This window comes from Sporosarcina sp. resist, from assembly GCF_014302295.1.
GTDB lineage: Bacteria > Bacillota > Bacilli > Bacillales_A > Planococcaceae > Sporosarcina > Sporosarcina psychrophila.
Genome location: NZ_CP060287.1, coordinates 3,032,065 through 3,052,058 on the forward strand (window position 1 = coordinate 3,032,065; position 19,994 = coordinate 3,052,058).

At 42.7% G+C, this 19,994-nt stretch carries 23 protein-coding genes; all 23 read right to left on the bottom strand.

Annotated features, from left to right (window positions below; all coding sequences use genetic code 11):
* Nucleotides 1-129 precede the first annotated feature (129 nt).
* The 23 genes from H7992_RS14970 to H7992_RS15080 all read right to left on the bottom strand — a co-directional run bounded on the left by H7992_RS14970 (nucleotide 130) and on the right by H7992_RS15080 (nucleotide 19,856).
* Entirely contained in the window at nucleotides 130-579 is a 450-nt protein-coding gene (locus H7992_RS14970) for a YpiF family protein (RefSeq protein ID WP_187045125.1), read from the bottom strand.
* A 57-nt stretch (nucleotides 580-636) separates the two neighbouring features.
* Nucleotides 637-1,188: a ReoY family proteolytic degradation factor gene (locus tag H7992_RS14975; protein ID WP_187045126.1), complete on the bottom strand. Its 552-nt coding sequence runs from the start codon at nucleotides 1,186-1,188 to the stop codon at nucleotides 637-639.
* 1 nt (nucleotide 1,189) lies between these two features.
* Nucleotides 1,190-2,455, bottom strand: a complete 1,266-nt coding sequence (locus tag H7992_RS14980) for a tetratricopeptide repeat protein (protein WP_187045127.1) — start codon at nucleotides 2,453-2,455, stop codon at nucleotides 1,190-1,192.
* 38 nt (nucleotides 2,456-2,493) lie between these two features.
* Nucleotides 2,494-3,801: a 3-phosphoshikimate 1-carboxyvinyltransferase gene (aroA, locus tag H7992_RS14985; protein WP_187045128.1), complete on the bottom strand. Its 1,308-nt coding sequence runs from the start codon at nucleotides 3,799-3,801 to the stop codon at nucleotides 2,494-2,496.
* A 17-nt stretch (nucleotides 3,802-3,818) separates the two neighbouring features.
* Nucleotides 3,819-4,919, bottom strand: a complete 1,101-nt coding sequence (locus tag H7992_RS14990; protein WP_187045129.1) for a prephenate dehydrogenase — start codon at nucleotides 4,917-4,919, stop codon at nucleotides 3,819-3,821.
* Complete coding sequence (hisC, locus tag H7992_RS14995) at nucleotides 4,916-6,016, bottom strand: histidinol-phosphate transaminase (protein WP_187045130.1); 1,101 nt, start codon at nucleotides 6,014-6,016, stop codon at nucleotides 4,916-4,918. The genes H7992_RS14990 and hisC overlap by 4 nt, the downstream gene beginning before the upstream one ends.
* Nucleotides 6,017-6,044: 28 nt before the next feature.
* On the bottom strand, nucleotides 6,045-6,407 hold the full coding sequence (gene aroH, locus H7992_RS15000) for a chorismate mutase (RefSeq protein ID WP_067213969.1): 363 nt from the start codon (nucleotides 6,405-6,407) through the stop codon (nucleotides 6,045-6,047).
* The gene (gene aroB / locus H7992_RS15005) at nucleotides 6,407-7,513 is read right to left on the bottom strand and encodes a 3-dehydroquinate synthase (RefSeq protein ID WP_187045131.1); all 1,107 of its coding nucleotides are present in this window, start codon (nucleotides 7,511-7,513) and stop codon (nucleotides 6,407-6,409) included. The genes aroH and aroB overlap by 1 nt, the downstream gene beginning before the upstream one ends.
* A gap of 1 nt (nucleotide 7,514) precedes the next feature.
* The gene (gene aroC, locus H7992_RS15010; RefSeq protein WP_187045132.1) at nucleotides 7,515-8,696 is read right to left on the bottom strand and encodes a chorismate synthase; all 1,182 of its coding nucleotides are present in this window, start codon (nucleotides 8,694-8,696) and stop codon (nucleotides 7,515-7,517) included.
* A gap of 114 nt (nucleotides 8,697-8,810) precedes the next feature.
* Nucleotides 8,811-9,581 (bottom strand): CheR family methyltransferase, encoded by a 771-nt coding sequence (locus H7992_RS15015; RefSeq protein WP_187045133.1) that lies wholly within the window; start codon nucleotides 9,579-9,581, stop codon nucleotides 8,811-8,813.
* A gap of 103 nt (nucleotides 9,582-9,684) precedes the next feature.
* Nucleotides 9,685-10,131, bottom strand: a complete 447-nt coding sequence (gene ndk, locus H7992_RS15020; protein WP_067210372.1) for a nucleoside-diphosphate kinase — start codon at nucleotides 10,129-10,131, stop codon at nucleotides 9,685-9,687.
* Nucleotides 10,132-10,216: 85 nt separating this feature from the next.
* Nucleotides 10,217-11,197 carry a polyprenyl synthetase family protein gene (locus tag H7992_RS15025; protein ID WP_067210375.1) on the bottom strand — a complete coding sequence of 327 codons (981 nt, stop codon included), beginning with the start codon at nucleotides 11,195-11,197 and terminating at the stop codon, nucleotides 10,217-10,219.
* Nucleotides 11,198-11,221: 24 nt separating this feature from the next.
* A complete protein-coding gene (locus H7992_RS15030; protein ID WP_187045134.1) occupies nucleotides 11,222-11,920 on the bottom strand; it encodes a demethylmenaquinone methyltransferase in 699 nt (232 codons plus the stop codon).
* Nucleotides 11,921-11,938: 18 nt separating this feature from the next.
* Complete coding sequence (locus H7992_RS15035; protein ID WP_067210379.1) at nucleotides 11,939-12,673, bottom strand: heptaprenyl diphosphate synthase component 1; 735 nt, start codon at nucleotides 12,671-12,673, stop codon at nucleotides 11,939-11,941.
* A gap of 50 nt (nucleotides 12,674-12,723) precedes the next feature.
* On the bottom strand, nucleotides 12,724-12,945 hold the full coding sequence (gene mtrB / locus H7992_RS15040; RefSeq protein WP_067210381.1) for a trp RNA-binding attenuation protein MtrB: 222 nt from the start codon (nucleotides 12,943-12,945) through the stop codon (nucleotides 12,724-12,726).
* Between the two features lie 68 nt (nucleotides 12,946-13,013).
* Complete coding sequence (gene folE, locus H7992_RS15045; protein WP_067213970.1) at nucleotides 13,014-13,583, bottom strand: GTP cyclohydrolase I FolE; 570 nt, start codon at nucleotides 13,581-13,583, stop codon at nucleotides 13,014-13,016.
* A gap of 178 nt (nucleotides 13,584-13,761) precedes the next feature.
* On the bottom strand, nucleotides 13,762-14,034 hold the full coding sequence (locus tag H7992_RS15050) for an HU family DNA-binding protein (protein ID WP_067210384.1): 273 nt from the start codon (nucleotides 14,032-14,034) through the stop codon (nucleotides 13,762-13,764).
* 162 nt (nucleotides 14,035-14,196) lie between these two features.
* Nucleotides 14,197-15,675, bottom strand: a complete 1,479-nt coding sequence (gene spoIVA / locus H7992_RS15055) for a stage IV sporulation protein A (RefSeq protein ID WP_067210387.1) — start codon at nucleotides 15,673-15,675, stop codon at nucleotides 14,197-14,199.
* Nucleotides 15,676-15,752: 77 nt separating this feature from the next.
* Nucleotides 15,753-16,469 (bottom strand): hypothetical protein, encoded by a 717-nt coding sequence (locus tag H7992_RS15060; RefSeq protein ID WP_067213971.1) that lies wholly within the window; start codon nucleotides 16,467-16,469, stop codon nucleotides 15,753-15,755.
* Nucleotides 16,470-16,474: 5 nt separating this feature from the next.
* A complete protein-coding gene (locus tag H7992_RS15065) occupies nucleotides 16,475-16,669 on the bottom strand; it encodes a DUF2768 domain-containing protein (RefSeq protein ID WP_370570004.1) in 195 nt (64 codons plus the stop codon).
* A gap of 183 nt (nucleotides 16,670-16,852) precedes the next feature.
* Nucleotides 16,853-17,875 (bottom strand): NAD(P)H-dependent glycerol-3-phosphate dehydrogenase, encoded by a 1,023-nt coding sequence (locus H7992_RS15070; RefSeq protein ID WP_067210392.1) that lies wholly within the window; start codon nucleotides 17,873-17,875, stop codon nucleotides 16,853-16,855.
* A gap of 33 nt (nucleotides 17,876-17,908) precedes the next feature.
* Nucleotides 17,909-19,219, bottom strand: coding sequence for a ribosome biogenesis GTPase Der (gene der, locus H7992_RS15075; protein WP_067210395.1), 1,311 nt, complete (start codon nucleotides 19,217-19,219; stop codon nucleotides 17,909-17,911).
* Between the two features lie 415 nt (nucleotides 19,220-19,634).
* Nucleotides 19,635-19,856, bottom strand: coding sequence for a transcriptional regulator (locus H7992_RS15080; protein WP_187045135.1), 222 nt, complete (start codon nucleotides 19,854-19,856; stop codon nucleotides 19,635-19,637).
* Between the last annotated feature and the right edge of the window lie 138 nt (nucleotides 19,857-19,994).

Below are 19,994 nucleotides of genomic sequence, written 5' to 3' on the forward strand. Positions count from 1 at the left end.
TTAAAGGTCAGTCCAACGGACATTCTTTTGCTAATTGTAATACTAGGACATATCTATGATATATCAATACTAAAGGAAATTCAATCCTGCTTTCCGAACAGATGTAAGTTTGTGAACAAATATCGAATTTTACTGCTCCGACCATTTTTCCGTGAAGCGTGGTAAAACCTGTCGAAGCTGATCTTCAATAATTGTTTTTCTTAATGGTGGATCCATGCTTTCCAGCGGAATTGACGGTAACCAGATCACTTCACCATCTACTCTAAGGCTTGTCCACGTAACATCAGTCGTCAAGAAAAATACATGTTTAAATGGTGCCGCCGCAAAATCCCGAGACAATGTTGCAGCCAGCTCCGTCAGATCCATTGACTGCGTATAAGCAAATGGTGGCATTAGCATCATACGCCCTTTGAATTGCGTTTCGATGAAAGTCGTAAGATGCATCAGAAACTCTGAAGATGACGCGCTGGTTTTCATATTCCCCGGCACAGTCTCTACTTTAAGTAAGGGTACTATAAGTGTATCGATATATTCTTTCTGTTGCAAATATGTATCCATATCTTGTGCAGTCCAGTTCATTGCAAAATTACCTCCTTGAAAAATCAATAAAGAACTCCACCAAATTGGGCGGAGTTGTTAGTTCTTCGATACCTTCATGTCATTCAACAGCGCAGATAATGCGATAAACCGTTCCTTATCGTTTGTATCGAGGGCCTCATCAACCCTTTTCATAAGCATATCAACGGTCATTAAAGCAGCACTTTCCTCCAGTAATTGTTCTGCAATTTCCCGATCGCCTTCACTTACCTGTAAATAATCCGGAAGAAAAGGATTTTCCTCACGAACACTCGCATATTCTGGGCAAGAGTGGCTGTTCGAAAAATTTAATTGTATATACATCTTATCATCTGGATGAAGTCTTAAGTCATGAAATGACTTCTCGGCATCAGCAGTCATTAAGTTCCCTTTATAAAAACGAAACGGAATGCTCTCCGAACCCGTTGTTGACATCACCATCGCCCTTGGACAGTAATGTGCTTCATCCGTAAAGTGGACGTTTTGCAGAAGCTGTTCGTGGCTTAGAAGGTAATTCAAAATCCACACACATTCACGGCGCTTCAATTTGTAGCGCTTTAAGAACCATCGCACAAAGTCCTTTTTAGCAGCGACAGGAACCATGGCCGTCATGTCACACCTCCTCGTCATTTTGTGCTTCCAGATAAGCTCTCCAATTCTCATCGTCAGGGTCAAGTTCAACCAATTCCTTGACTATTTTGAGGGCTTCATCACGTTTTCCTTCTTCAATCAGGAATTTCGCGAAGTTTCCAAGAAAACTGTGGTCATCCTTCATCCCAATATATGCCTTACCATAGGATGTGTATGCATCTTCATATTGTTCTTCACGTTCATATGCATAGGCCATAAACGCATCCAATAAAGGTATGTCAACTTGATTATCTTGTGAGTACGTAAGTAGATCGAGCAACTCAGGGCTCTGTTCTCTCTCATTGTACAGCGAGGCAAGCGTAATAAGTGCTTCAATGTATTCTGGATCGAGTGCCAATGCTTCTTTCAAATGTTCTTCTGCTTTTTCTGGAATACCTAATTTCAATGCTGATTTCCCAGCGGTCAATTGCAGTTCCTTATCAAATTCGTCCCTGCGGATTCCATCTTTGAACATATCGTATGCTCTTTGATCATCACCTAAAACTGACAAAGACTGTCCTGCCAGCATATAAGCAGAAAAGTAATCTGGATCCATTTCAATTAAATCGTCTAGCAATGTGACTGCTTTTTCTACATTGCCACTTTGGAAGTAAGCAAATGCCGCCCCGAAAAGTGTATCTGGCAAGGCGTTATCCTGTAGCATTTCTTCGTAGTAAGGTATTGCTTCTTCATAAGCAGCACCAGCGCTATATGTTTCCGCAAGTCTTGAAACAATACGAATGCCGCCAATTTCTTCCGTTTCATCATTCAAATCAAGATACATCCGTGTAGCCTCTCCGTACTTCCCAGAATCAAGGAGCAATTCCGCATACGCAAACCGAATGACGGGCTCATCAGGTACAAGTTCATGAGCTTCCTTAATCTTCGCAAGAGCTGCTTCCGCCATTCCGGACATCTGATAATAATCCGCTAACGCTAAAAGGGCTTGGACATATTCTTCGTCGTCCGGCCCCACATCCGTGAGAAGAAGAAGCGCTTCGTCCTCTTCCCCGAGCTCCAGTAATGTACCGGCGCGATCAATTTTCAACTGGGCTTCATCCGGTAAATGAAGGCGCAACGTTTCAAAAAGGCGATCAGCCTCCCCCATAAATCCATAACTAGCAAATAAATCTGCCGCTTCATAGAGCAAATCGAAATCGGTCGACCCCGTTAACTGATCGATAACACCGGTGAGTACTTCTACATCACCTTCTAAAATAGTTCGTTCAATTTCTTCTAACTGTCCCATATTTTCACCTGAACTTTCAAAATGTATACATCAAGCTGTTATCCTTTTGTATTTATAGAAACAGCGAGCTTTTCCAAGTCTGTGAAAAATCCTGGATATGAAATAGCTATGCATGACGGATCTTCGATTTGGATTGGACCTGAGGCGACAAGTGCTGCAATTGCAGCCATCATACCCAATCTATGATCGCCGTACGAAACAAGTGTGCCACCCGAGAGTTCCGTAGGTCCATGAATGATCATCCCATCGTCCGTCGCTTCGATATTTGCACCCAATTTTTTCAACTCTGTTGTTACCGCAGCAATTCTATCTGTCTCTTTGACCCGTAGTTCCCCGGCGTCTTTGATAACTGTTGTTCCTTCGGCCTGCGTTGCGAGCAATGCGATAACAGGCAGCTCATCGATGAGCCTTGGTATTAAGTCCCCACTGATTTCAGTACCATGCAAACCTTCGTAGGATACTTTTACAGTACCATACGGTTCGCCAGCCCCGTTAACTTCTTCAAGGATTTCAACACAAGCACCCATATTCGTAAGCACGTCCAATATCCCCGTCCTTGTCGGATTAAGCCCGACATTCGTAAACGTAACGGAACTTCCCTTAATCATTGCAGCTGCAACCATGAAAAATGCCGCTGATGAAATATCACCTGGAACTAACACATCTTTGCCCCGGAGCACATTCCCGCCCTTGACACTAACTTTAGTTCCGTCCACCTGAACCTCTGCTCCAAATTGCTGCAGCATACGTTCAGTATGGTCGCGCGAAACTGTCTCCTCACTAATAACAGTTGTCCCTTCCGCATTCAAACCAGCAAACAGAATAGCCGATTTAACTTGGGCACTGGCAACAGGCATGTCGTATTCAATTGCAGAGAGCGGTCCACCCGTAATTGTGAGTGGCAGGAGATTGCCATCTGGTTCTCCTACTACAGAAGCTCCCATGGACGACAAGGGTAGTGTAACTCTATTCATTGGACGCTTTGATAGTGATTCATCGCCTGTCAGAACAGACTTGATAGTTGAGCCCGCAAGTATTCCAAGAATTAGACGTGCTGTTGTCCCAGAATTACCTGCATAAAGTTCCTCTGACGGCGTTTGCCACCCTTGCATTCCAGGGCTATCTACCGTGACGTTAGTACCATCCCTTTCAATTGATACGCCGAGTTGTCGAAAAATATCAATTGTTCGTAGGCAATCTTCTCCGTCCAGGAATCCGGTAATTTGTGTTTTACCTTCGGCGATGGAACCGAGCATCACGGCCCGGTGCGATATCGATTTATCACCTGGAACTACCACATTACCCTTCAATTCTGGTTTATTGAACGCCACTAGTTTCGTCTCCACCAAGAAAAGCCCCCCATTCAAACTATGTACATGCTAAAATTCATTGTTTTGGAAAGAGCGGATTTTGCTCGTTCCCGGTCATCAGTAGTTTGGAAGCTGATAACAAGTATTCCAAAGACATCCGTCCGCGTCTCAACGATTCGGATATTTGTTAAACTGATCCGTTCATCCGCAAGTATTTTTGTGATTTCCGAAATGATACCAGGGTGATCAGGAATATCAATATGCAAATCGAATGTCATATAGAATGCACCCTGAGACGTAATCGGTAAGTCGTCTCGGAACTGTTTCGCCCCTGCAAAATAATTATATATTTCGTCGGGGTCATTCGATTTTAGCATATTTCGAACATTTTCCATCTCTTCAAGCCATCCGTCCAGTTGCTTTAACAACTCTTCCCTGTTCTGCGTCGTAATATCACGCCACATGATGGGATCTGCAGATGCAATTCGAGTCAAGTCACGAAACCCGCCCGCCGCAAGTTTTTTAACAAACGGTTGCTCTTCTTGTTGTGCTGATAGCCTTCCAACGAGCGAAGAAGCGACGAGATGTGGAAAATGGCTAACGATTGCCGTCATCCGATCATGTTCTTCAGAATCAAGCACGACAATTTTCCCTTTCGTTGGACCAAGTAGAACGCGGAGCTGTTCGACCTTTGCACTGTCTGTTTGTGAATCTGGTGTCAATATGTAATACGCATTTTCAAATAGATGCTCTTTAGCCGCAGTTACTCCACTTTTATGAGAACCCGCCATTGGATGGCCACCGATAAATGTAATTCCACGTTCAAGCAATTGTTTTGCAGCATCCATTATTGGACCTTTTGTACTGCCCGTATCCGTCATAATAACGTCAGTTCTCAATTTCCAGTTGACCGCTTGATGCATCATTGCAACCGTCGTATTGACCGGCGTTGCAAAGATGATGACATCCGCATGTTCACATGCATTCTCAATAGATGTGGCAATTGTATCAATGATCCCCCTACGGAAGGCTTGTTCCAACGTACTGAAGGATCGGTCGTACCCCGTTACTTGCAGACCGGGGTTACGTTTCAAAGCAAGCCCGAGCGAACCACCAATCAGGCCAAGTCCAATTATCGCGATATTCGGTTTCATACGGCTGAACCCTCGGATTGCAACAACGTATCAAATGCTTTGAGGAAGTTACTAGTCTGTTCTTCCGACCCAATTGTCACCCTTATATAACCGGGGGTTCCAAGTGCATTTCCGCTTCTAATGATGAATCCCTGCTGCAACAGTTTTTCTGAAGCATCATCTGCATCACCTGGCACTGCAATTAAAACGAAATTTGTTTCGGAATCGAATAAATGCAGTTTATTGTCCGAAGCATACTGTGTAAACCGTAGCCTTTGTTCATGATTCAGGTTACGACAATGTTCGATGAATGCTTCATCTTCGAGCGCTTTTTCCGCAACTGCTAGACCAAGCGAGTTATTGTTGAACGGGCTCCGCACTTTATTGAGATTAGAAATGACCTCCGGGTCACCAATTGCATAGCCTACTCTGAATGCTGCCAATCCGTATGCTTTGGAAAACGTCCGTAAAATAATGACATTCGGGAATTTTTCCAGCCATGAAATCGAGTCGATATGCTCAGAGCCAGTAATGTATTCGAAATACGCTTCGTCAAGAACAACTAGGATATTTTCTGAAACTTGTTCAAGGAATCCTTTTAACGTGTCGCTAGGAATCAAGTTACCAGTCGGATTGTTCGGATTGCATAGCCAAGCAACCGAAGTCTCACCATCGATAGCTCCCAAGAACCCCTCCAAATCATGATGACCATCCTTCAGCGGTACTTCCCGGATTTCGGCACCTTCTATTCTTGCATTATGAGCATATTGAGGGAATGTCGGTGTCGCCATAACAGTATTTACTCCTTTGCCAAGGAGCGCTCTTGAAATGATCATAATGATTTCATCTGAGCCATTTCCGAATAACAAAGAGGTTTCGTCAACTCCGTGTTTCTCCGCAAGTTTCTTCCGTAGTCCCCCCGCATAGCCGTCTGGATACAATTCATGTTGGATTGCGGCTGATGTCAAATAGTCTCTGACGGATGGTGCACAGCCATACGGGTTTTCATTTGAAGCAAGTTTTACAACATCATCCAGACCGTATATTCGTTTTGCTTCGTCAATCGATCTACCTGGTTTATAAGGTTGCATACTATCAAGCGCTTTTTTCCAGTTCATAAAATTCCCTCCGGTCAATAGATATGGGTTATTTTTGTAAATCCGGTCGTAACTTAACTGCATTTTTTTGATAAATATGTTTTACATAACGTTGCGGAATATCAGTATTCACATGCATAAGCGCTCTGATGCATAATGGCATTGCTCCCGGGACGTCCATCTCATGCGTACACATAACCGGTACGTATATCCATCCATCAATCGACCGAACTGCTTTTGCAGGAAAGGTCGATTTGATGTCCGTCGTAGTAGAGATAAGTACCGAAATGATATCCCCAGGTAAAACACTGTTCTCTTTCGCCATTTCTTCGACCAACGCTTGCGTCGCTTCAAGAACAGCTTGTTCTTCGTCGTTCTCGACTGTCGTTGCTCCCCTTAATCCTCTTACCATCATTTCTTCACATCCCCTTTCGTTCTTTGTCTCAATTGATGGAATGCTTGTTCACATTGCGCTTTTGACAGTTCTTTTACATAGGGTTTTCCTATCCCATCAAGCAAAACAAAATTAAGCTTTCCGAAAGAGACTTTTTTATCTTTTTCCATGTAATTCATAAATACATCGAATCCATGTTCATGAACCGGTTGGAATGTATAGCCATGCGTATTTGCAAATTGGATGAATCGAATTGTCAACGCTTCATCAACCGCGCCAGTGTCTTCACTTAAAATAAGACTGTATACCATGCCAATCATAACCGACTCTCCATGGCTTAAACCACCGAAACCACATACACCTTCTACAGCATGGCCGAATGTATGACCGAAGTTTAGATACTTTCGAGTCGAATGCTCAAATTCGTCTTCTGAGACAATTTTCGCTTTAACTTCGATTCCCCGTAACAATTCGCGTGATAACCATTCAATGCTTGGTTGAGAAAAGGAAGGGGTAGACAATAGCTCAAGCGTCCATTCCTCATTTGAAATAAGCGCGTGTTTCAACAATTCTGCCATACCCGATCTGATTTCTCGAGGCGGAAGCGATTCGAAGAGCCTTGTGTTGAATAGAACTCCGACTGGCTGATGAAAAGAGCCTACCATATTTTTCCCTTCCGGCATATTGATTGCCGTTTTGCCCCCCACTGCACTGTCATGAGCCAAGATTGTTGTAGGACATTGCAAGTACCTAATCCCCCTCATGAATGTCGCAGCGACGAACCCAGTGAGATCACCGCATGCGCCTCCCCCAAATGCGATAAGGAGAGAATCCCTGGTGAATTTTTCATTTAACAAAAAAGATAGGCAATCGACATACACAGCGGATGTTTTACAGCTTTCTCCAGCTGGGACTGTTTTTACACTAATTTCACAGTTTACAGACTGCAACGACTTTTGTAGCAGCGGCAAGTAGATAGCTGCTACCCGCTCATCCGCAATGATAGCAATTCGGTCGACTGTGCCTAGAAGTTCAGCATATTCTGTGGCGAATAGCTCGTACGTATCTTGACCTATACGGACGTTATATTGATGATCCCGGACAGCAACTGTAAGTTTCCCCATATTAAAACTCCTTTACATACCGTCTATATTCTTCAATATCCTTTTTTAGACCGTCCATCGTGTCCGAACGGAATTCTTCCATAATGGCTTTCGCCATTTCAGTTGCAATGACATGTTCTGCAACAACAGAAGCTGCAGGTACCGCACAAGGGTCCGAACGTTCGATTGTTGCAACAAACGGTTCTTTCGTATCAATATCGACACTTTCAAGCGGCTTGTACAAGGTAGGGATAGGTTTCATGACGCCCCTGACTACAATTGGCATACCTGTCGTCATTCCACCTTCAAGGCCACCCAATCGGTTTGATTTACGGAAATAGCCTTGTTCTTCACTCCACACAATTTCATCATGCACTTTACTGCCTGGCATTTTTGCCATTTCAAACCCGAGTCCAATCTCAACGCCTTTAAACGCATTGATGCTCATCATCGCTCCCGCAAGCTTACCGTCCATCTTCCGATCGAATTGAACATAGCTCCCGATTCCAGGTGGACATCCTTCAATAACCACTTCTACGACGCCTCCAACCGTATCTCCACGGCCTTTCGCATCATCAATGGCTTGGACCATCAGTTTCGAAGCCTCAGGGTCTGCACAGTAGACAGGGTCATTCTCGATGATATTGCGGAGCTCTTCCGTCCCTTTTCCTGCATATGTATCTGGATTTGTTGTGAATCCCCCAATTTCTGTTACATGTGCGACAGTCTCGATACCCAGTTCGCGAAGGAACTGTTTTGCGACCGCACCGATTGCCACACGCATCGTCGTCTCACGCGCGGACGATCGTTCTAGAACGTTGCGCAAATCTCGATGACCGTATTTCATGCCACCCACAAGATCTGCATGACCTGGTCTTGGACGCGTTATTTGTCGTTTCACATCTTCTGGCTTAACATCATCAGCGAGTGGTTCTACCCCCATAATCGATGTCCAATGCTTCCAATCATCATTAACAACCGTCAACGTCACCGGTGACCCAAGTGTCTTACCATGGCGGACACCTGATGAAATGACAACCTGATCTTTTTCTATTTGCATACGTCTTCCGCGCCCATGTCCACCTTGACGCCTTGAAAGTTCCCCATTTATCATTTCAGCAGTCAATTCCATTTGAGCAGGTAGCCCTTCAATGATTGCCGTTAGTTGCGGACCGTGTGATTCACCGGCAGTGAAATATCTCATTCCATTTCCTCCTCCGACGAATGGATTAACATTCGTTTTATAGCACTCTACCAAAGTAAGATGCTTTTGACTATATGTTTATATTAAAAATATCCGGAAAGTTATCCGGATATTTTAAATTTTCCTATAAAAGAATGTGTCTTCTGATTCTAATCCGTATTTTGAAGGATTGAAAATCTGTTCTGTACTTCCCACAAAAAGAATCCCACCCTGTTTCAGCGACTTGGAGAAGTTCGTGTAAATCTGATCTTTCGCTTCTTCTGTGAAGTAAATCATTACATTGCGACAGACAATTAAATCGAACCCTATATCGTATCGGTCTTCTAACAAATTTTGTTGCTTAAATGTCACAGTCCGTTTGATGTCATCCTTCACCTGATAAAAATGACCTTCATTGACAAAGTGCTGTTTCACGATTGAGGTAGGCACTTCCTTCAAAGCTCTTTCAGGGTATAAACCGACTTTCGCTCGTTCAATGACGCCTAAATCCAGATCTGTCGCCAAGATTGATATATCACGCAGTGGCACATGTGATAATAAAACGAGTGCTATCGAATATGGTTCTTCACCCGTGGAACAGGCAGCACTCCAAATCTTCAGTTTTTTACTTTTAGCAAGGAGCTTGGGGAATATCTTCTTTTCCAGCACATCCCAGCGCTGGGCATTGCGGTAGAATTCAGAAACGTTGATGGTCATCCGATCAAGGAATTCCTCAAGTAGCACTTTATCATTATGTATAGCTTCATAATACTCTATAAAATTTCGGTACCCTCTTTTCTCATATAGAGAAGTGAGTCTTCTTTTCATCTGTGCTTCTTTATAAAGTGACAGATCGATACCCGTCTTTTTCTTGATGTTTCCAATAAATACAGCATAATCCGGCAACCTGCGTCCCCCCGTTCATATATTCTTACTATTATAACGGATTGGAACCCATTTCGAAAGAACAAAAACAGCCTAGCGAAATTCGCAGGGCTGTTTAAGGTAATTAATTGATCCAGTTGTTCATTGATTTGTCATAAGTAACAAGTTCTTCTTCCTTGAAGAAAAGACCGATTTCACGAACAGCTGATTCTGGAGCATCTGAACCGTGAATGATGTTTTTGCCAACAGTAACAGCGAAGTCACCGCGTATTGTTCCAGGTGCAGATTCTTTCGGGTTCGTTGCGCCTGTCATTAGACGGCCAACTGAGATAACGTTTTCGCCTTCCCATACCATTGCGAATACAGGACCTGATGTGATGAAATCAACAAGCTCGCCGAAAAAAGGACGCTCTTTATGTTCGCCGTAGTGTTGCTCAGCAAGTTCTTGTGAAATTGTCATAAGCTTAGCGCCTACAAGTTGGAAACCTTTACTTTCGAAACGACCCACGATTTCACCGATTAGATTACGTTGTACGCCGTCTGGTTTAACCATTAAAAATGTTCTTTCCATATTTAACACTCCTTCTTATATATGTATCAGGATTTCTCCTTTTCGATCGTACCACCCGATGCCTGATTTTTCAACTGTTAATGCACTAATACTTACGTCTGCCAATGAAAGCAGATATTTGCATGAATGCCTTTTTAGCATTTGCATCACCATCAGGCAACTCATTTATTTCATCCATTGCTTTTTGCAAATACAAATCGCTCACAGCTTGCGCCATCTGAATGGCCTCTGTACCGCGAATATAAGTCAACATTTCTTCACGATCAGATTCCGTTAAAGTCCCGTCAAACGACCGCTTCATATAAGGTTGGAAATTCACATCGTCTTTTATGTATAGGATGGGCAAAGTCAGATGACCATTCAACAGATCACTGCCTGCCGGTTTTCCAAGCTCTTCATCCGTTGATGTAATGTCAAGAATATCATCGACAATTTGAAAAGCCATGCCTGCAAAATAACCGAAGCGACGCAATTTCCTTACATTCGCAGGGTCCGCTCCTGAAACAAGCGCACCAAGTTCACAACTGGAGGACAGGAGAAGTGCGGTCTTTCGTTTAATGCGGCGCAAATAATCCCGAATCGTCTGATTGGTTTTTCGCTGATGATCAATCTGGATGACTTCACCTTTACAAATTTCAAGCATAGTCTCTGCAAGTAGCTGATGAATAGCAGGAATTTCAATCTCACCTATCGATGTAAGTGCACGTGAAAAGATGAAGTCCCCCGTATACATCGCAATTCTGTTATCCCAACGCGCCCTTACTGTTTCGAGGCCACGACGCATATCTGAATCATCGATAACATCATCATGGACAAGAGACGCCATATGGACAAGCTCAAGTGAGACAGCTACCTTTGCCACATCCTCCAACGAATAGTTGCCAAACTTGGATGACAGGATAACAAAAATAGGTCGAATCCTTTTTCCACCCGCACGAAGCAGGTGAAGTGATGCTTGCCGAATGATAGGGGAAGATGAATTGAGGGATCGTTCAAGTTCCTTTTCTATATAAGCGAGATCCTTTCGAAAATCACCATAAAGTGACAATAACTTCAATTTCTCCAAAACGATTACCTTCCCCTGCTGTCTTTATTGTTTATATCCAACGTGACCAGCCGCGGCGCCGCCACTGTATGACTTAAAGGACACTTCAGTGAAGCCCGCTTCCGTAAATAGCTGGGCAAGTTGTTTCATCCCTGGAAAATCATTTGCCGATTCTTGAAGCCATGAATATTCTTTGTAACTTTTCGCAAAAATTTTCCCGAGAACGGGCATGATGAAATTGAAATAAAATCGGAATAATTGCCTGTAGCCTGGAAGTTCAGATTGAGAAGTTTCTAGACATGCAATCATTCCACCTGGCTTTAAGACACGATTCATTTCTTGTAAAACTGTTAGATAATCCGGTACGTTACGCAATCCGAAACCAATCGTAACAAAATCGAACGTATCGTCAGGGAACGGCAACTCCATAGCATTTCCTTGTACAAGCGTAATAGTTGGATATGCTGCAACTTTCGGCCGGCCGGCTTCTAACATGCCTTCACTGAAATCGAGTCCTGTCACATGCCCAGAGGCACCTGTCGCCTCTGCAATAGCGATTGTCCAATCAGCAGTTCCACAACACACGTCCAATGCACGAGCACCTTCGTGGACGTTCATGCGTGACATGATGTCATCGCGCCATTTCTTATGTTGGTTGAAACTGATCACGGAATTCATCTTATCGTAATCGACGGATATTTTTTCAAAAACGGTGTGGACTTTCTGTTCTTTTGATATCGACAAGAGTTATACCTCTTTTCTTCAATTCAGTTTACCAATTAGCGGTGTCACTAGGTTACGGATTTTTCGCTGTAAAAAAGGCTGAAGATAATCTGCTGCATCAAGTGCTTTTTGCATTTCAGCATGAAGCTGAAAAACCGCATGATCCGCATCAGCAGCATTCATTGTGCGGCGTGAACGCTTATCCGAAATAGAATTGCATTCAGCATTCCCTTCTTCAAACCATAAAAGCGACAATGCTGCACTGGCTAGCGGGACATATTGTGCAAATCCGAATGTATATAAAAAATCAGTTATACACCCTGCTTCGATGATTCTAACTGTTTCAATCAACTTTTCAGGTCCATCTGGTAATTGGTCGTGAAAAATCGTCTTTGTCTCGTTAATTTGTCCGATTGTTTCAGACAAGGAACGGATGAAACCAAATTCAGGCAGAGAGGCGAGTAGCCGATAATGGATTCCGCTGAAATAATCCCCCGACAAAACAGTAAGTTGCTGTTGCTTTGATGTAGCGTCAGATACATTAATCGAATCATGCGCATCAAAAGCAGCGTGAACAGCACCAACTGCGATTGACGCTGTATGTAAACGATTGTTCCACCTTTCCCCGTTCAACATTGGCAACAGGAGAATAAAGGCTTTTACAGCATCGATTGTTATTCGACCAACATCTCTATCCACAATCGGCTCGCGAATTGCATTCTCTACTTCACCTATATAATTTTCGATATGCAGTTTAATTTTTTGGGTTTCCATCGTCGAATCTCCATTCAAAGACGTCTACGGAAAAGTGTGTCAAATACGAATTAGTCTTTCCCTTCGCTTGACAAGACACCGTATGCGGTATGAACGTCAGCTTTGCCACGTATTTTCATTGCTGACGTATGATCAGTAAATTGTGCGATCATCACTTCACCACGGTCTAATTTTTCCGTATGATGAAACTTCGTATCGTTTCCTCGTGTCAGACCGATTACGTTCACGCCGTCTTCTTTCGCTTTTATAACGATATAGTCGGTTTGTGTCATTTTCACCTCTCCTGTCTATTCTTTTATGGTCTTATCATATCATAGAAAAGGCGTTACTCGCAAAGGCTTCAAGACATCTTAATAAGTGATAGGATCTCAGCCCGTTTCACATCGTCCTGTTCGTAAATACCACGCGCAACTGTAGTCACTGTCTTCGCGCCTGGTTTCTTGATGCCTCGCATCGTCATACACAGGTGCTCCGCCTCGATTACTACGTAGACACCGATTGGATTTAGCATTTCCATCATCGCTTCCGCAATTGTGGATGTGATACGTTCTTGAAGTTGTGGCCTTTTGGCAGTCGTTTCGACGGCTCTCGCTAATTTACTCAGGCCGGCAACAACTCCATCACGCGGTATGTATGCAATATGCGCATTCCCAAAAAACGGCACAAGGTGATGTTCACACATCGAGTAGAAAGGTATATCTTTTACAAGTACGACTTCATCGTGATTTTCATGGAACACTGTTTTGAAATAATCCTTAGGGTCTTTATTCAAACCTTCAAATACCTCAGCGTACATCTTTGCGACACGCTTTGGAGTATCTATCAGTCCTTCACGCTCGGGATCTTCACCGACTGCTTCCAGGATCATTGAAACTGCTTTCTCTATTTTCTCGTAATCGACAACATTCATCATTCGAAACCTCCCAATCGGAAATAAAGCCATTCCAACAAAAATAGTAGCATACTCGCCCATTTCCGTACAGTTCGTTCACTCTACATTGGACAATAAGATAAAAATGGAAAGAAGTCCGCCCCAAGTATCTAAATGAATTAGATACGACGGACGGACTTCTATGTAAACTTGAGAATTATTTCACTGCGTCTTTAAGCGCTTTACCTGCTTTGAAAGCTGGTACCTTGCTTGCAGCGATATCGATCTCTTCCCCAGATTGCGGGTTACGTCCTTTACGAGCTGCACGCTCACGTACTTCGAAGTTACCGAAACCGATCAATTGTACTTTCTCACCACTTGCAAGAGTAGATTGGATCGTATCGAATACAGCTTCGACAGCTTTTGTAGCATCTTTCTTAGTTAGTTCTGCTGCTTCAGCTACAGAGGTAATCAATTCTGTTTTATTCACACCATTCACCTCCTCTCAAAGGGCATTAGCTAGCTTCTAATACTGTAAAAAGAGTATCACAAGAAAATCCCTGACGCAACAATATTATCGCGTAATCGCTAATATCATGCACTTTTAGCTAAAAAAACGGAAAAAGATCCGCTTTTGACGGATCTTTTTCCTTTAGACGATAAATGTAATCATGCCTTTATTTCCATCATTCACCATCTGTTCAATCGTCTCCCGCAGACGTTTTCTTGCTTTCATCGGAACAGAAGCTGTTTTGAAACGAATGCTTTCTTTCATGACTTCATGGAGCGGTGTTCCGAATAGCTGTGTTTCCCATAATGCCTCTCTATCATGCAAATAAGCATTCTTTAATTCTTTTAATAAATGATGGCTATGAAATTCGGAACCGATTAATGGAGAAAATTCGGCTTCCATATCAACCCGAATAATGTGAAGCGACGGTGCCGTTGCTTTCATGCGAACGCCGAAAAAGTTGTTCTGTTTGATAAGTTCCGGTGCAGAAGGATTGAAATCCTCAATTGTCGGAAGAGCAACACCGTAGCCTTGCTTTCTAGCTGTATCGATTGCTTCCGAGTACATGTCATACGACTTTTTCGCTTTGGCCGCTTCCTGAACAAACAACAACCAGTCTTTTTTCGAGCCGATTTCCTGTCCCATAATTCCTTCACAAATTTCACGGAAAGCCTGTTCATCCATAGTAATTTTCACGATTGCTTTCCCTTTACCAGCATCTACTTCAATGACTTCTGCATGCCTAACATATTTTTCATCTTTTAAACTTTCTGCCAACTCCTGTATTTTACGGATTTTTGATACACCCAAAAATCCCTCATTAATCACTCTGTCGATGTTGGCATTCAGTTCATGTTCACTTCCGAGCACTTCCATCCAATCTGGTTTTTGGACTTCAATATCAGAAATCGGAAATTCGTACAATGCTTCTTTTAAAATAAGTTGAATTTCCTGTGCGTTTAACTGATCAGCACTTATCGCAATGACAGGAACCCCATATTTTTCATGTAGTTCCTGTTTTAATGCGATCGTTCTGTCATTGGCCGGCATTTTAGAATTCAGAACAATAACAAAAGGCTTACCAATATCTTTCAACTTATTAACGATTTCCTCTTCAGCAACTTGTGCTGCTGCCCGTGGAATATTGTTTACTGTTCCATCCGTTGTAACAAGAATACCAATCGTAGAATGATCACGAATCACTTTATCCGTACCAATACGCGCCGCTTCTTCAAATGGTATTGGTTCGTTGTGCCATGGCGTGTGAACCAATTTCGGGCCATTCTCATCTTCATAGCCTTTTACGCCGTCTATCACATAGCCAACGCAATCTGCAAGCCTGATTTGAAACTTCAGCTCACCATCCCCTACAGATACCGAAGTCCCTTGGGCGGGCACAAATTTCGGTTCTGATGTCATAATAACTGAGCCTGGTGAACTCTGAGGAAGCTCATCCTGCGCACGAATTCGATCCGATGCTTCCGTCATATTTGGAATAACGACTTCTTCCATAACTCTTTTCACGAACGTAGATTTCCCTACACGAACAGGTCCGACGACACCGATATAAATATCACCGTCTGTGCGTCTAGCCAGATTTTCATATAATTCCTCTTTCATTCTATCGTCCTCCTTTAGATGCGCATATTAGTTTATGTAAAAAAAAAACGTTTCATGCACGTGGCATGAAACGTTTTTCATTTTGATTTATTCATGAATATTGGTTCGTTGTCTGCATTCACTGTATAAGGTAATGAATAAGCCGGTAAAACAGGATAGTTATCCGTTAAAAGGTGACGAATATCCTCCCCTGGTTTAACAGTCTGGGTCTTTTCTTGCAACATTCGGTTTAAATCAATCGAATAATCGATGTAAAAAACACCATCCCCACCGATAACAATCGGTAAGATTGCATCTGAATAGGGGCTAGGAACCGTCAGCGGCTCTTTAAAGCCCATTGCTTCGAAATCGACTGTATAGACATGGTCACCCACGGACTCCTTGAATGGAGCTCGACCATTGACGTTTTTCCTTAGGTTTAAATCGCGAATATGTTCCGCTGAGCGCAAATCAACAAGCTTTACCGTTGGAGTCGTTTCAACGTCTATCAACACATATTGATAGATCCCACCAGTTTCATACGCATTTGAAGGCATTTTTTCCGTGTAAGCTGGTACAACTTTGGAGAACTCAATGGGATATTTGATGTAAATATCTGTTTCAAGATCACGTGTTTTGATTGGCAATAATCCTCCCGAATTTTTCTGATAAGCATCAACCGCTTTTTGCATTGATTCCAGCTGATCAGCATACGGGATTTCCTGTCCAGTTGTTTTTTCGGACGGGTACATACATCCAGATAGAACAAAAACCAAGGAAGATATGAAGAGTAACCCGATTTTTTTTACTGACATAGTCATCATGCCCCTCCTGTCGGCCCATTAAATACGAGATAAATCATCGCAAAAAATGAGAAGATTAATAAAGAATAGGCTATTATAGCAAATAGTAATTTCAAAACTTTATTTTGAAGCTTATGCCGACTCACATAAATAAGACCCATGGAAATAACCATGAATCCCATCGCATAGAACGACAGCCACATTTTATCCATCGAGGACAAAGGAAGTCCTCCTTTCGTATAATCAGTATTTAAAAAGGCAAAAGAAAAGGACCAGTGAGCATAGCCCCAAGTCCCTCGCTTGCACGTAATGTGCTGGCTTTTATACGTGTGGAGCGGAGGGGGAGGCTAGCAACGTAAACTGACGTTTTTCACAAGTCTTTTTGAATTACAGAGTCAACGGTTGCCGAAGAGATCTTCAACTTCCTGCTTCTTCATACGGTTCATAAGTTGGTCCACAGCTTGTTTCGGCGGTATTCCTTCAAATAGTATGGAGTACAGTGCCTCTGTGAGCGGCATAGAGACTCCGTGCTGGGCTGCAAGCTGATGTGCCGCTTTAGCCGTCCGTACACCTTCGATGACCATACCCATGCCTGATACGACCTCGTCTAGACTATTCCCTTTTCCGAGCATATTGCCCGCTTTCCAATTGCGTGAATGAACACTCGTACATGTAACAATCAAATCGCCTAGACCTGTCAGACCTGAAAATGTAAGTGGATTCGCACCCATTTTCACGCCAAGTCTTGAAATCTCCGCTAATCCGCGCGTAATAAGCGCAGCTTTGGCATTATCACCATAACCAAGTCCATCAGAAATACCGGCTGCCAATGCAATTACATTTTTAAGCGCAGCTCCGATTTCCACACCAACTATATCCGGATTTGTATAGACACGGAAATAATGGTTCATAAATAGGTCCTGAATCTTTTCTGCCGCTTCCAAATCGAATGATGCAGCCGTTACTGTCGTCGGATGACGCAGAACAACTTCTTCAGCATGACTTGGACCCGAGAGAACAACAATAGCCTTTGTTTTCGAGGAATCTAGCTCTTCTGAAATCATTTCTGAGATTCGTTTTAACGAATCTGGTTCAATACCTTTTGAAACATGGACAATTAATTTAGGGCTAATCGCCATTGCATTCAGTTCAGAACAGACATCACGAATCGCCTTGGTCGGAACAGCGATGATGACAGTATCACTATGCATCGCCGCCGCTTCCAAATCTGATGTTGCTTTCAAATTAGTAGGTAAAGAAATACTTGGTAAATATGACTTATTTGTATGATTTTCGTTAATTTCAGCGGACTGGTCAGAACGCCTCGCCCAAAGTAAGCAATCATGACCATTTTCAGCAAGAACAAAAGCAATCGCCGTTCCCCAGCTTCCGGCTCCGATAACAGTTACTTTTTCCATTTCATACAGACATCCTTTCTCCCGTAACGTCGATCAGCTTCTTGCTCGAGTAATAATCCTGATCGGAGTTCCTTCGAAGCCAAATGACTCCCGAAGACGGTTTTGTAAAAAGCGTTCATAAGAGAAGTGCATGATTTCTACATCGTTCACAAAGACGACGAAAGTTGGCGGTTTAACAGCTACTTGCGTAGCATAATAAATACGCAATCTGCGTCCTTTATTATTAGGTGCAGGGTTTCTTGCAACAGCGTCTTCAATCACTTCGTTCAAGACACTTGACTGAATACGTAGTGCATGGTTCTCATTAATTAATTTAACTTTTTCAAACAACGTATTAACACGCTGTTTTGTTTTTGCTGAAACAAAAGCAATCGGTGCATAATCGAGGAATAGGAAATTATCACGGATATCCGCAATAAACTTGTTCATCGTCTTATCATCTTTTTCGACAGCATCCCACTTATTAACAACAAACATGACGCCTTTTCCAGCATCTTCTGCGTAGCCGGCGATGCGCTTGTCCATCTCACGTATGCCTTCTTCACCATTGATAACGATAAGAACGACATCAGAGCGATCAATCGCTTTTAGTGCACGAAGAACAGCATATTTCTCTACATTTTCATACACTTTCCCTTTTTTACGCATACCAGCAGTATCAATAATTTTATACTTCTGTCCATCATATTCATAAGCCGTATCGATAGCATCTATTGTTGTTCCAGGTATGTCACTAACTATGACCCGTTCCTCACCTAAAAATGCATTGACAAGTGATGATTTACCAACGTTAGGTCTCCCAATTAACGAAAACCGGATGACATCATCTTCAATTTCTTCAGCACCTGGTTCTGGGAAATCATTCGCTACTGCATCAAGCAAATCCCCTAAACCCAGTCCATGCGCACCAGAAATCGGATACGGTTCTCCGAATCCAAGGGAATAGAAATCATAAATCATGTCCCGCATGTCTGGATTATCAACTTTGTTTACAGCAAGTACAATAGGTTTTTTCGTTTTGTACAAGATCTTGGCAACTTGCTCATCAGCATCTGTTACCCCTTCACGACCATTCACAAGGAAAATGATAACGTCCGCTTCGTCTATTGCAATTTCCGCTTGTAATCGGATTTGCTCAAGAAAAGGCTCATCTCCAATATCGATTCCTCCTGTGTCAATAAGGTTGAACTCATGTGCGAGCCAATCTGCGGAGCTGTAAATACGGTCACGTGTAACACCCGCAACGTCTTCTACGATTGAAATTCGTTCACCAACGATTCGGTTAAATATTGTCGATTTCCCGACGTTCGGCCTACCGACGATCGCTACTGTTGGTTTATTCATAATCTAACATCCTTCCAGCTTATCTTCTGCATATTATACACAATAATCATTAACACGTCTAAACAGGCACATTTATAACTGTAAACACTGTCTTTGTCACACTACGACAGTATATCATTTTTACGTGAATTTAACTTACGCAAGGCTAAACTATTTGTATGTGGGGCTTTTTGAAAACTTTGAAAATGAAGTAAGTCCTACAATTCGTATTGATAATCGAAAGAGCGACTATCCCATTTCTGAGAAGTCGCTCTTTCTTATTATTACCAATTAACTTTCCGCATATCCACTATCACTGCTACTGATTCTCGCACAGCGTAAATGAAACCTGCCGCGCTATACTTTGCGAATTTTAAATTTATTTCTTCTATTAATAGCGCAACACTTCATACTACAATCTGTAAACGTCTAACTGTTAGATCACGGATCTTTCTTTTATAATGATGGGAACAAGCGCCAACACGTTGTCGTTTGTAAACGTACGATTCGACTTACGCAGAAAACAGTATGCTCTGAAAGATACCTCACCGACATCCAGCACCCTTATTCGCCTCTTACTAATTTGACCGTCATTTGCCTTGTACATCATATCTAATGACTCATTATACTTCATCGACTTGACCAATTGATTACGCACACTCATTCCCTCCCTTTCCACCAACATATGGAGCGAACGTTCTTATTATGACAAATAAGAAAAGCACAAGCGCTTGGTAGACCGGAAAAGCACTAGAGAGCCTTAAGATAAAGGAAGGCTAGGTGCTGGAATCTAGAC